The 13,300-nt window shown below is 70.9% G+C and carries 9 protein-coding genes; 1 reads left to right on the forward strand and 8 read right to left on the reverse strand.

Annotated features, from left to right (window positions below):
* Positions 1-146 precede the first annotated feature (146 nt).
* On the forward strand, positions 147-977 hold the full coding sequence (locus I3V78_RS20580; protein WP_204490163.1) for a prenyltransferase: 831 nt from the start codon (positions 147-149) through the stop codon (positions 975-977).
* On the opposite strand, the gene I3V78_RS20585 is transcribed toward I3V78_RS20580, so the two are convergent.
* From I3V78_RS20585 to I3V78_RS20620, 8 genes are all read right to left on the reverse strand, one after another.
* Positions 974-2,329, reverse strand: coding sequence for a cytochrome P450 (locus I3V78_RS20585; protein ID WP_204490164.1), 1,356 nt, complete (start codon positions 2,327-2,329; stop codon positions 974-976). The two genes, I3V78_RS20580 and I3V78_RS20585, sit on opposite strands and share 4 nt — an antisense overlap.
* 17 nt (positions 2,330-2,346) lie before the next feature.
* Complete coding sequence (locus tag I3V78_RS20590; protein ID WP_204490165.1) at positions 2,347-3,999, reverse strand: carboxypeptidase-like regulatory domain-containing protein; 1,653 nt, start codon at positions 3,997-3,999, stop codon at positions 2,347-2,349.
* Positions 3,996-4,535 carry a hypothetical protein gene (locus I3V78_RS20595; protein ID WP_204490166.1) on the reverse strand — a complete coding sequence of 180 codons (540 nt, stop codon included), beginning with the start codon at positions 4,533-4,535 and terminating at the stop codon, positions 3,996-3,998. The genes I3V78_RS20590 and I3V78_RS20595 overlap by 4 nt, the downstream gene beginning before the upstream one ends.
* A gap of 134 nt (positions 4,536-4,669) precedes the next feature.
* Positions 4,670-6,574, reverse strand: coding sequence for a sigma 54-interacting transcriptional regulator (locus tag I3V78_RS20600; RefSeq protein WP_204490167.1), 1,905 nt, complete (start codon positions 6,572-6,574; stop codon positions 4,670-4,672).
* Between the two features lie 12 nt (positions 6,575-6,586).
* On the reverse strand, positions 6,587-7,516 hold the full coding sequence (locus I3V78_RS20605; protein WP_204490168.1) for a hypothetical protein: 930 nt from the start codon (positions 7,514-7,516) through the stop codon (positions 6,587-6,589).
* A complete protein-coding gene (locus tag I3V78_RS20610) occupies positions 7,513-9,351 on the reverse strand; it encodes a serine/threonine-protein kinase (protein ID WP_204490169.1) in 1,839 nt (612 codons plus the stop codon). The genes I3V78_RS20605 and I3V78_RS20610 overlap by 4 nt, the downstream gene beginning before the upstream one ends.
* Before the next feature lie 107 nt (positions 9,352-9,458).
* Positions 9,459-9,944, reverse strand: a complete 486-nt coding sequence (locus I3V78_RS20615; protein ID WP_204490170.1) for a tetratricopeptide repeat protein — start codon at positions 9,942-9,944, stop codon at positions 9,459-9,461.
* Positions 9,945-10,055: 111 nt separating this feature from the next.
* Entirely contained in the window at positions 10,056-13,292 is a 3,237-nt protein-coding gene (locus I3V78_RS20620; RefSeq protein ID WP_204490171.1) for a helicase HerA-like domain-containing protein, read from the reverse strand.
* Positions 13,293-13,300: the final 8 nt, after the last annotated feature.

Genomic DNA, 13,300 nt, shown 5'->3' on the forward strand with positions numbered 1-13,300 from the left:
CCAATCGCAACGGTAAATTGCCGGTTCGCTGCTTGACTCGCGAAAGCATGAGTTCAATAGTAAGCGGCATGTTCCTGTCTAGCCGACTTCGCGCGTATTCCCGGCTTCTCAAGCTCAATCTCCCCGAATTGGGTCTGTATCCCTTGATGGGCTTTGGCTTGCTGGCCGCGGACATCCACGGGGCGAGGCCCCTGCAACTGTGCCTGGCCTTCCTGCTGTTCAGCCTGTGCTGCTCCACGCTGTCGATCGTCCTGGACGACATCGAGGGCTTTCGCGATGGCGTGGACCAGATGCAGGTGCTGACCGCGAAGCGGAACATCTCCAAGCCCCTGCTCACCGGCGAGCTGACCCTGCCGGAGGCGTGGATGGCCGCGGGCGCCCTCGTCTTGCTGGCCGCGCTCGTCGCCACGGGGCTCGTGTGGCTCACGCCCGCCCCCACGGCGATCACGTTGGGGCTGTTGATGGTGACGATGGCCGGGGTGATTCAATACTCGTGGGGCACCAAGCTGTCCTACCGGGGACTGGGTGAGCCAGTGGTCATCTTCGGCGCCGCGATGACCGTGCTGCTGCCGGTGTGGCTGCTGCGGGGCCATCTGGACTCGGCCACGCTGTGGGTGGCCCTCATGAGCGGCATTCCCTACGCCGCGCAGATCGCCATCTCCAACGCGGTGGACTACGAGGGAGACAAGCGCAGCGGGCGACGCACCCTCACGGTGATGGTGGGGCCGGAGCAGGCGCCGTGGATCGCGCTCGTCTTCATCTCGCTGTTCTGGGCGCTCTTCGTGGCGGGACTCGTCACGCGGACGTTGCCGCTGGCGGCCCTCGCGTGGGTGGTGCTGCTGCCCAACCACGCGCGCATCCTGCACGGAGCGTTCGCGGGACGGTACGCGGAGTCCCGGCTGCTGTCCTTCCAGACGATCCGGCTCCAGATCGGCGTGTCGTGCCTGTCGTTGGCGGCCGGAGCGATGCTCGGTTAGGCGCTGGGGCCGCGCGCGCGCAGCCGCACCCGTACGCCGCTCTTGGGCCGCAGGGAGATGGAGGCCAGCAGCGCCACCGTCTCCTCGCCCGGCACGGACTCGAAGCGGAAGCGCTGGGCGAGCGTGGCCAGCACCAGGCGCGTCTCCATCATCGCGAAGCTCACGCCGATGCACAGCCGCGGGCCCCCGCCAAAGGGAAACCAGGCGAAGCGCGGCAGGCGCTGCTCCAGGCCGTCGCGCCAGCGCTGGGGCCGGAAGGCGAGCGGCTCCTCGTACAGGCGCGCATCGCGGTGCACCGTCCACGGGTTGGCGCTCACCACCGCGCCCCGGGGAATGTGCCAGCCGCCAATCTCGTCGTCCTCGAGCGCCTCGCGGCCCAGGGTCCACGCGGGCGGGTAGAGCCGCAGCGCTTCCTTCACCACGGCCTCGGTGAAGGGCAGGGCGGCCAGGTCCTCCATCCCGGGCGGCCGCCCGGCGAGCACCGTGTCCAACTCCTGGTGCAGCGCGGCCTCGGCCTCGGGGTGGTGCGCCAGCAGATGCAGACAGAAGGTGAGCGCCAGGGACGTGGTCTCGTGCCCCGCGATGAGCAGGGTCATCACCTCGTCGCGCACCTCCGGGTCGCTCAGGCGCTGGCCGTCCTCGTCCCGGGCCTCGAGCAGCAGCGACAGGAGATCCTCCGCGCCGCCGCCCGCCGCGCGCCGCTGCTGGATGACGCTGAAGACGAACGTGTCCAGGCGCTGGACCGCCGCCCGGAAGCGGAGGTTCTCCGGCGTGGGCAGCCACTCGGGGAAGAGGAACGCCTGCATCTGGGAGAAGTGATCCATGATCCGCGCCAGGGACGGGCCCGCGGACTCCTCGGCGCCGTGCAGCTCCAGGCCGAACAGGGTCTTCACGGCGATGCCGAGCGTCAGCCGCATCATGTCCGCGTTGACGTCGCGAATCTCGCCGTCCCGCCACGCCTCGAGCTGTTGGCGGGCGAACCCGGCCATCACCTGGCCGTAGCCCGCGATGCGCTGGCGGTGGAAGGCGGGCTGCATCAGCCGCCGCTGCCGCAGCCACGCCTCGCCCTCGCTGGTGGCCAGGCCCTTGCCGAGCAGCCGTCCCCCGAGCAGCTCGCGCTGGAAGGGCTCCTTGATGTAGTTGCGGTTGCGGGTGACGAGCACGTGCTCGATGTGCTCGGGCCGCTGGAGGAAGAAGTTGGGCGTGCCCAGCAGCTCGAAGCCCACCACGTCCCCGTGGTCGCGCACACACGCATCGAGGAAGCCCAGGGGATCCCGCGTGTAGTCGACGAGGGAGCCGAGCACGGGCAGGGCTCGGGGACCGGGGGGGCGGAGGGCTCGCGGTGCGCGCATGCCCCGTTGGATATCATTCAGCGCGTGGGCAGGGTCGTGGCGTAGCTGCCGTCCGTCTTGGTCAGCGTGTCCGCCAGCTCCAGGTAGGTGCGCTTGCCCTCGACGTCCACCACGCGGAAGAAGCGCACGGAGGCGTTGGGCGCGGGCGCACCGGAGCCGCGCGAGCCGGCCAGGACGACCTGCCCGGTGACACGGCGGCCCTTGGAGAGGGTGAAGCTGGGCAGCTCCACGGGCTGCTCGGGGGGCGTGCCCGGCCCGGGCGGGCGGATGGTGACGATGCGGCTGACGCTGGGCAGATCCTCGGTGCGCGCGAAGTCCAGGCGGTAGCGGCCCGGATCCAACGACAGCTCGAAGTGGCCGTTCTCGTCCGTGCCCCGCTCGACGTCGAAGTCGACGATGGGGCGCAGGCTGCCCTCCACTTCCTCGAGCGTCCACACCCGCATGCGCACGCCCGCGGCGGGCTGGGAGCCGCTCGGCCGCAGCAGGCTGCCCATCACCTTCACCCGCGAGCCGCACACGATGTCCGCGAGCGCCGGGGTGCTGGCGCGCGGCACCGTGACGGACTTCACCGTGACGCCGGCGGCCGAGCCCGGCGGGGGCGTCACCGTCAGCGTGTAGCCCGTGGCGGCGTCGCTCGGCAGCGTGGTGAGGGTGAAGGTGCCATCCGTCTGGGTCTGCACGCGCGCGCTGCGGTACTGCCCGCCCCCGCCCACGGTGCCCGACAGGTACACCGAGGCCTTGGCCACCGGCTTGCGATCCGGACCGAGCACCCGGCCCTGGAGCTTCACCGGCTCGCCGTAGTCCCCCATGAGCAGGGTCGTCACGGGCGCGAGTGGATCGATGGAGAAGAGCTTGAGGGGCACCGCCACGTCCGCCGAGGTGGGCACCACCTGCAGGTGGAGGGCCTGGTGGGCGAGCGCCGAGACGGGCACGGAGAGGATGAACTGGCCCGTATCGCGCTGGACGGGGATGCGCTGGGTGAGCGGCGCGAGGTTCGCGTCCAGGGCCTGGATCTCCAGCGCCACGTCCATGGGCGTGTCCTCCTGGCGCAGCACCCGCCCCGTCACCAGCCGCAGGTCCCGGGTGTCCGGCAGCAGGAAGTCCAGGCTCTGGGTCTGGCCCGGGGAGATCTCCCGCATGCCGGAGACGGGCGGCAGGCTCTTGTTGGCGGCCAGGACCGTCACCGTGTAGCGGCCCGAGCCCACCGGCAGCGTGTAGACGCCGTTCTGGGGCACCAATTCGCTGCGCTGGTGGCGCTGGCGCCCGGGGATGAGCAGGCTCTCGCCGGTGATGACCATCTCCACGGGCGCCGAGTAGCCCACCGTGGACAGCTGGGTCTGCATGCGCACCTGGCCCTTGAGGGCCGAGGCGTCCCGCAGCTCCAGGGTCTGTTGATCCCTCAGCTCCTGCAGGGCCAGGTCCTGGGCGTACTCACCGCCCTTGGGGTCGGCGATCACCTCCACGACGATGTTCTTGCCGGGATCTCCACACCCGTCGGCGAAGCACACCGCGCCGCCCTCGCACTCCGCGTCGCTGCGGCACCCGATGAAGTAGTCGGAGGGATCGGCCATGCCGCAGCCCAGGCCGAGGACCGCCAGTCCGGCCAGGCTCCAGGCCCGGGTCCACTCCTTGAGTCCACTCGCCGTGAGTCCACTCCATGGGGCGTTCATAGGCATCCTGTTCCCGCTTCGGTCCGCACGAACCACACGTAGGACGCCGTGTAGCCTGGATCACTGAAGTCCTGGCCGTCCGGCAGCTTGACGACGGTGGGTTGGGGGTCTCGCCCCACCAGCGCGCTGTCGGCCACGAGCACCTCGATGATGTGGTCGCCGGGCACGTTGAGCCGATCGAACGCCGCCGAGTTGAAGTTGGGCTGGAAGTAGGCCCGCTCGTCGCGCACCACGTTGCCGTCCGCCGAGGGCTCCAGCCGCACCGCGCGGTCCGCGCCCCGGGGCAGGCTGGGATCGTAGTCGATGAACCAGTTGGCCGTGAGCACGTCACCCACGTCCGGATCCTCGACGATGACGGAGAACTCCAGACCGCAGAAGTCGGAGCCGTAGCCCCGGATGATGCGCTCGGACGGTTGCACCTGCTTCTCCACGATCCGCGGGGGCCGGTTGCGGGGGATGGGCACTTCACTCAGGAAGGCTTCATCCTGGGGGATGAGACACCCGCTCAGGCCCCACGCGGCGATCCCGAGCCCCATCCACGGGCCGAGGGAAAGTCCTAGCAATTGGCTGGCCAGTCCACGCACCGCTCGTTTTGTCGTCGCCATGGGGGGTTAGCAGGGTGCCACGGGCCCCGGGCATTGCAAACCGTGACACCCCTGTCGCGACGGGTTCAGAGCAGTTCCTCGTCGCCCTCCTCCCCGGCGGGCAGGGCGCCTCCCGGCTTGTCGGCTTCCAGCTTCTCGAAGTGGCGGAAGATGGTGCGCGGGTCCACGCCCAGGTCCTTGGCCGTCTTCGTCTTGTTGCGATTGTTCCGCTCGTAGACTTCCTGGATGTACTGCTTCTGCCAGCGCTCGCGCGCCTCGGACAGCGGCAGCACGGGCTCCAGGTTCTCGGGCTTCAGGTCCAGGTCATCCACCCCGAGCAGGGGCTTGTCCCCGAGCACCACCGCCTTCTTGATGCGGTTCTCCAGCTCGCGGATGTTGCCCGGCCAGGCGTACTTCTTCATGGCCACCGTGGCCGAGGGCGAGAAGCCCTTGGCCTTGGCGTTGAACTCCTTGGCGTACTTCTGGAGGAAGTACTTGCCCAGCACGAACAGATCCTCGCCGCGCTCGTGCAGCGGGGGCAGCTTGAGCGTCACCACGTTGAGCCGGTAGTACAGGTCCTCGCGGAAGGTGCCCTTGCGCACCTCGTCCTCGAGCACCCGGTTGGTGGCGGCCACCACGCGGATGTCCACGGGCTCGCCCCGGTGGTCGCCCACCTTGTAGACGACCTTCTCCTGCAGGGCGCGCAAGAGCTTCACCTGCAGTTGCAGGGGCATCTCGCCGATCTCGTCGAGGAAGAGCGTGCCGCCGATGGCCGCCTGGAAGCGGCCCACCTTGGTGCTCACCGCGCCGGTGAAGGCCCCGCGCACGTGGCCGAACAGCTCGCTCTCCAGGAGGTTCTCCGGGATGGCGCCGCAGTTGATGGTGATGAAGGGCCCCTTGGCGCGGGGCGAGTGGCGGTGCAGCTCGCGGGCGATGAGCTCCTTGCCCGTGCCCGTCTCGCCGGTGATGAGCACGGAGATGTCCGTGGGGGCGATCTTGTCGATGCGCTTGTACACGTCCCGCATGCCCTGGCAGGTGCCGACGATGTCCCCGTAGCGCGAGTCGTCCAGGCGCTTGCGCAGCTCGGTGTTGTCCAGCTTGAGCCCGTTGAGCAGCAGGGCGTTCTGGATGAGCAAGAGCGCCTGGGCGGCGAAGATGGTGAGCATGTCCAGGCTCTTGGGCTCGAAGCGGTTCACCAGCCGGTCGTTGCCCACGTACAGCACGCCGAACAGCTCCCCGTCGCGCAACAGCGGCACGCACATGACCGAGAGCATCCGCAGGTTCACCACCGACTTGCTGGACTTGAACTCGGGATCGTCCAGCGCATCGCTGAGCACGAGCGGCTGGCGCGTGCGCACCACCTTCTCCACGATGGAGTCGCTTACGCGATCCATGGCGTCCTCCAGGTTCTCGCGCGAGAGGTTGCGCGCCACCTTCACGCGCAGCTCGCCGTCCTCGCGCAGGATGAGGAAGCCCTTGTCCGCGCGCGTCACCTCGATGGCCTCGTCCAGGAGCTGCTCGAGCAGCGTGTCCGGGGCGCCGCTGCTCAGCAGTCGCTCGCTGAAGGCGGTGAGGCGGCGCAACAGGTGCAGCTCGCGGCCCACCACGCCGGGCATGTCCCGCGTCGTCGAGTCGGAGTCGGAGTCCGCCGCGGGCTCGTGGGTGACGGAGAGCGCGGGGACGGGCCGGGGCGGGGGCGAGGGGGCCGCGTCCTCCCGGGTGAAGACGAGCTCCGTGCCGCCCACGCGGATGACGTCGGCGGTGGCCAGAATGGCGCTGTCGCGCTTCTTGCCGTTGATCTGGAAGGTGGCCCCCAGGCTGCCCAGCTGGTAGCGCGTGCCATCGAAGAGCACGTGCAGGGCGCTGTCGGGCACGGAGGAGTCCGCGAGGGTCACGTCGTTGTCCGTGGAACGGCCGATGCTGGTGATGCGCTTGTGCAGGGGCACGGTGCGCACCTGGCCATCGGGGGTCCGGATGGAGAGGCTGGCCATGGGGACACGCTCCTAGAAGGCGAGGGAGAAGCCAGCGCCGGCGCCGCCAGCGGTGGGAAAGAGGTGCAGTCGGGCCCGCGGCGCCGCGGGTGGCTCCGGCAGGGTCTCGATGGAGGTCTCCACGACCTCGTCCTGGTGGTGCACGAGCGCGTCCACCACGCCCGCGGCGTAGACGGCGTAGAAGCCGATGGCCGCGCCCAGTTGCAGCTGCTCCCAGTTGCGCGCCTGGAGCCGCCGCTCGGTGGGGATGTAGCGGAAGGACACCTCGCGCGGCTGGCCGCGGATGTCATCCACCGTCACCTTGCTCGTCTCCACGAGCGAGCCGTAGGCGAAGAAGGAGATGAGGCTGGTGACGACAAGCACGCCCTCGGAGGCGGCGAAGACGGTGCCCAGGCCGGTGCGGCCCTGCTGGAACTGGCCCGCCCCGAAGGGCACGAAGTTCACCAGCATGCCGCGCTTCTCCACCCGGCGCACCGTCACCTGGCGCGCCAGCAGCTCCACGCGGCGGCGCTGCTCCTCGGCCGTCACGCGCTCGCGCTCCAACCGCAGCCGCTTCTCCTGGCGCGCCAGGTCCAGCTCCGCCGCCATCTGCTCGCGCAAGGCGTCCATGAACTCCACCGCGGGCGGCGGCACCGAGAAGGGGTCCAGGATGAAGTCGGGATCCAACCGCAAGAGCGCGCGGAAGTGCCGGCCGGCGTCCTCGGTGCGGTGCAGGTGGAAGGCGCTCAGGCCGGCCAGCTTGTGCAGCTCCACCAATTCCGGCTCGCTCAGCCGGCCCTGATCGATGCGGCCCGTGGCGCGCTCCAGCACGTCGGCGTAGCGCCCGTACTCGTAGCCCGAGCGCAGGGCATTCATCTCGCCGTCCACCGCCTCCTCGGCGGACACCGACAGGGGCAGCAGCAGCCACCCCAGCAACACGGGCCAGCGCGGGCGTCGACTCATTCGGGGACGAGGGCTCCCCGGACGGTGGAGGCGGCTCCCGGCGCCACGAGCGCCATGCGCCGCTCGGTGCGGTAGCCGGGACGGCTGATCTCGTACTCCACGCGGTGCTGGAAGCTCGCGGGCCCGGGAGCCGATTGGATGTCGAAGGGGCGCTCCAGGCTGTCGCGCGCCGAGCGCGTCTCGCCCGCCACGCGCACCACGGCGTCCGCCGGCTCGTACGCGAAGCTCAGCCGCGCGTCCTTGAGCCGCGCCCGCAGCCGGAAGACGTTCTCCTCGCCGGGCTCGACCTCGATGCGCTCCTCGGCGGGCTCGCAGTAGTCACAGGTGATGGTGACGGTGTGCGCGCCCGCCGTGAGCCGCGTGGTGTGCTGGGCGAGCGCCTGCACGCTGCGCGCGTCGTCGTCCACGCGGATGTAGCCGTAGGGCCGCACCAGGATGGACACGGGCAGGGCCGCGGGGGCCACCCGGGCCAGGACGAGGGGCTTCTCCACCGGCCGCTCGGGGGGCTTCTTGTCCACCGGCGCGGGACGCCGGTCCGTGGGGGCCTGTACTGGAGTGGGCGTGGAAGGGGGCGCGGCGGGGGGCGTGGGCTCCACGGGCGCCAGGCGGGGCGCGGGCACCGCGGAGGGCATCCGGGGCGCGGCGGGCGTCGGTGCGGCCACGGCGGGCACGGGCGGAGGGGGCCGGGTCAGCGCGTACGCGCCCACGCCCACGCCCGTGGCCAGCAGCAAGCCCGCGCCCACCCGCAGGCCCCGGGCCTTCCACCGCGCGACACGGCGCTGGCGCTCCAGGCCCGCGAGCAGGGTGAGCGCCCGGGCATTGGTGGCATCCAGCGCGAGCACCTGGTTGAGGCACGCGAGCGCCCGCGGCACGCGCCGCTCGGCCAGCAGCCGCTCGCCCCGCGCCAGCAGCGAGGCGATGATCCGCGGCCGCATCAGCTTCTGGTACGAGGTCGGGTCGGCGAAGAAGGACGTCAGCTCCTCGCCCACGCGCTCGAAGCCCAGCCCCGTCAGGTAGTCGGCGAGGGCATCCCGCAGGGCACCCGCGTGCGGGTAGCGCCGCGCCGGATCGCGCGCGAGGCACGTGGCGCACACCTCCGCCAGCTCGTCGGAGAGCGTGGGCACGCGCTGGCGGGGATCCTCGTAGGCCCCATCCAGGATGCGCTTGAGCGTGGCCGTGGTGTTGGCCGCCGTGAAGGGCAGCCGCCCCACGATGAGCCCATAGAGGATGGTGCCCAGCGAGAAGAGATCCGCGCCGGGGCCCGCCTCCTGGCCCTCGATGATCTCCGGCGCCATGTGCGCGGGCGAGCCCACGAGCGAGCCCGTGACGGTCATGCGCTCCTCGGCGTCCAGCAGCCGGGCGATGCCGAAGTCCATGAGCTTGAGGACCCCGTCCTCGCGCACCATGACGTTCTCGGGCTTGAGGTCGCGGTGGATGACGCCGGACTCGTGCGCGTGCGCCAGCGCGGCGGCGATCTCGTGCACCACCATGGCGGCGAGCTCCGGCGGATCCAACCGCCCCGAGCCCTCGTCCAGGTACTCCTTGAGGGTGCGGCCGCGCACGTACTCGGTGACGAGGAAGGCCTCGCGCGCGCCCTCGGCCGAGAAGTCGAACACCTCGAGGATGTTGGGGTGGTGCAGCCGCGCCACCGCCCGGGCCTCGCGCGCCAGGCGCCGCCGCGACTCGCTCTTGTGCGCCAGGTGCGGGTGCAGCACCTTGACCGCCACCTCCCGGTCCAGCGCCGTGTCGAGCCCCTTGTACACGACACTCATTCCCCCGGAGCCGAGCTCCTCGAGGATGCGGTAGCGCCCGATGTGGCTGCCGATGAGCGTCATGGAGGCCGGGTCGAAGGAAGGACGCGGGTGTCAGGGGGAAAGCCGACGGCATGACAGCGCCGTCCGGGTCGGAAGTCTAGGAGTCGTTCACGCCAGGGTGCAACGCGTCAATCGCGCTTGAGGCGACGGCGAGCGGCGAGGCGGTCCAACAGGGCGTGCAGCAGGGGCTCGGCCTGACGGGGCAGCGAGCGATCCGTGGGCGAATGCATGGGGAGCGTCCGGGCGAGCCGGTAGAGCTCCTCCAGCCGCTCGCGGATGAGTTCACTGTCCGGCCGGGCCTGGAGCGCCCGGCGGTAGGCGGCCGCCGCCCCGGCGTAGTCCCCCAGCGCGAAGAGCCGCTCGCCCTCGGTGACGGGCGAGGAGGGCCCCTGCGGGATGGACTGGGGCAGGGCGCTCGCCTGGAGGGAGCGCGACAGCTGCAGCTCCTGGGGCTCGATCGTCTCGCGCAGATGGGCGAGCTTGACGGCCAACGCGGAGTCGTCGGGGAAGGCCCGGCCCAGCGTCTCGTACAGGCGCATGGCCTCGTCCAGCTCTCCGCGGCGCAGGGCGCGTTCGGCGTGGGCGACCATCTCGGCGCGGGCTTCGGGGCTCATCTGCCCCCAGGTTACCGTACGGCGCGAGGATGTCATCCGCCGTGCACGCCGACTGCTCGGAAGGAGGGGAAAGGGGTGCCCCGGAGGGCATCTTCCCGCTTGCCTTTCCGCTCAATGCAGGGCTTCGCGCACCTCGGGCGGGGCGCTCCGCTCCGCCGTGCGCCGCGCCAGTTGGAGGATGTCCTGCTCGGAGAGCTGCTGGGTGAGGACGACGTTGCGGTCCGCCTGGAGCTGCCGCGCGGGTTGTCCCTCGCGCTGCAAGAGGAACTGCCCCATGTGCTGCGTGGCCAGCTTCTGGGTCGCGTCCCCGCCCCGGCCATGCGACAGCAGGGGCTTGAGCTTGCGCAGCGCGGTCTCCTGCGTGATGCGGCCCACGAGCCAGGTGAGCACGTTCTCGCGGCACTTGTAGTCCAGATCCCCCGGGCTCTGGGTGGCCAGCATCACGCCCACGCCGGCGGAGCGGGCGCGCTTGAGCAGGCTCTCCATGGGCTGCTTCGTGGCGGGCTGGCCCACCGCGGGCAGGTACAGGTCCGCCTCGTCGAAGAGCAGCACCGCCTGGAGCCGGGTCGCGGGGTGCTGGCTCGCCCAGCGGTGCGTCTCCATGAGGAGCTGGGAGACCCAGAAGAGCAGCTGCTGGTTGCCGCCCAGGAACTTGGTGCTGATGATGCTCAGCCGGGTGCGCCCCGGGACCGCGGCGGCCCCCCGCCCGAGCAGCTCCTCCACGTCGAGCCGCTCGCCCGTCGTGGACAGGAGCGCGCGCGAGGACAGGCGCAGCGTGGCCAGATCGCTCACGAGTTTGGGGAAGGCCTTGGCATCCAGGCCCTCCGCCTCCTGCACGAGCGTCGGATCCTCGGACTGCACGAACTGCCGCAGGGACTCCAGGGTGATGTCGGGCGCCTTCGGGCGTCGCACCATCAGCTGGATGGCCTGTTCGAGCAGGGCGCGCGCCGCCTTGTCCTTGGGACTGTTCTTGTACTCGAGCATGCCCGCGAGGGCGTCCGCCGACTGCCGCACGGCCTGCTCGCGATCGGCCGGGGTCAGCGCCGCCAGTCCCCGGGGCACCACGGGGATGCTCAGGGGCCGGCCATCCGCGCGGCCCGGCGTGTAGAGCGCCACGTCCACGCGCTCGCGCAACTGGCGGCGGCGCGCGTCCAGCTCGGGATCCGTCAGCGGGGTGCTCCAGGCGTCTTCCCGGGCGTAGCCGGCCAGGTCGCCCTTGCGGTCCACCAGGATGGCGGGGAGGCCGCGCAGCAGCAGTTGCTCCACGAGGCCCAGCGCGGCGGTCGTCTTGCCGCTGCCCGTACCGCCCAGGAATGCGCTGTGCCGCGTGAGGTCCTCGGGCTCCAGGAGTACGGGCTCGTCGGAGATGCCCGTCTGGACCCCCAACCGCACGGGTCCCGAGGCCACGGGCGGCGGTGTCCGGGGCCGCTCGTCCTCTTTCTCGGCTGGGGCCTCCGCTCGGGGCGGCTTCTCCGCCCGAGGCGTCTCTTCCCGAGCGGTGGCGGGAGGGGGGGCCCGGGTCGTCGCCGGGGGCTCCACGGGCTCGCGGCCCAGCAGGTCGCAGACGAGTTTGAGGCGGGTGATGGGCCGGGTGCGCTGGCTCCACTCGGTGACCACCGCCGGATCATGGGCCTGGCGGAACGTGCGCAGCGCCACCAGCACGCGCAGGTCTCCATCGCCGAGCACCGCGCGCCGTCCGCCCTTCTTTAGCAAGCGCACCAGCTGGTCCGCCACGATGGTGCCCGTCGACGTGGGGAACTCCGTGCCGCGCACCAGGACGGGCAGCTTTCCACCCGCGCCGTCGAGCGCCTCCTTCATCTGTTTGCCGAGGCCTCCCCCCTTGGGCGACTTGTTGCAGAGCACGACGAGCAGCCGGGGACTTTTGGCTTCCGAGGTCAATTCCAGCGAGGCCTCGTCCCGGCGCCTCACGGAGAAGCGCGCCGCGCCCTCCAGCTCCTGGCTTCCCGTCTCGAGCCCCCAGGCGAGCAGGTCCACGACCTCCTCGTCCTCGTCCGGCACCTGCGTCTGGTAGGTCGCCTGGAAGTCCACCCACTTCTGCTCCAGCTCCGCGACCCGGTCGCTTCCGCTCACCGGTGCGCCGCCCGAGGGCCCGGAGATCTCCTGGGTGGGGGTCTCCTTCGGGGCCTCCGGCGGGAGGAAATGCTCGGGCAGCCGGCCCGTGTCGATGGCGCGCTCGCGGTAGTCGCGCAGGTGGTGCAGCAGTTCCCGCGTCCGCCGTCCACTCAGGGCGTCGAACCACGGGGCCGGGTAGGGGTAGGTCGGGTCCCGCGGATCGATCTGGACGCCGCGCTTCTCGTAGAGCACCCGCAGGCGCTGCGCCGCGATGTCCCGCGCCGTCTGGGCGGTGACGTGGTGTTCGAGCTTCACGGGGGTGGGGTCCATCTCGATCCGGTCCAGGATGGACTGCAGCAGCCGCTGTCGGGCGCTGGCCCAGAAGTCCGACAGACCGCAGACCACGACGATCGCCGTGGGGATGCTGCCGGCCAGGTGCGCCAGCAGGTTCATCGCGCGGCGGAAGGCCGGCTCCATGCCGGGGCGCAGGGCGAAGTCGCTGATGTCCTCCACCTGATCCACGCACAGGACGAAGGCCTGCCCCAGGGCGCTCAGCAGCAGGCCCAGCTGCTCCAGCATCCATTTGGGCCCCTCCTCGTCGGTCCGGACGGTGAGGTTGCCGAGCACCCGGGCGTCCGCGGGCGACAGCTCCCGGCAGCGCATCCACTGGAGCACCGCGTGGTGCAGGCGCACGTCCCGGTGTTGCAGGAAGAGCAGGGCGCGCAGCAGCTCCACGGCCACGCCACTGAAGCGCGCGGTCGCCTTGAGCTCGTAGGCCACGTCGGACACCGTCGTGTGCAGGTGCTCGTCGTCGCGGGGCTCGGCCTGGATGTTCAACGCGAACAGGCTGGTGCTGGCCGCCATGACCGTGTCCGACAGCCGCATCAGGCCCGAGGCCTCGGACGTGCGCGCGTCGTAGGGGCGATCCAGCGAGTCCATCACGCAGGAGAGGATGTAGCGCTCGTAGTGGGGCGTATCGACGGTCATCGGCAGGTAGCCGACGTAGCCCTTCTCCTGGCCATGCACGAGGTGGCGGAAGGCGCGAATGAGGTGCGTCTTGCCACTGCCGGACTCGCCCGTGAGCAGCAGGAGCTTGCCCTCGTCGGGTGAGGCTCCCGCGCGATTGAGCAGCCGCAGGAAGGCCTTGCGCGCGGGCGCATTGAAGGACGGCACGTCGAAGGGGTCGTGCTTCCAGAGGTTCTGTCCCTGCTGGATGCCGTTGAAGACCTCCTCGCCATCGGTGAGGAAGGCCTCGAGTCGTGGATCAGCGGTCATGGCCAACT

It is taken from the genome of Archangium primigenium (genome assembly GCF_016904885.1).
In the GTDB taxonomy this organism is placed as follows: domain Bacteria; phylum Myxococcota; class Myxococcia; order Myxococcales; family Myxococcaceae; genus Cystobacter; species Cystobacter primigenius.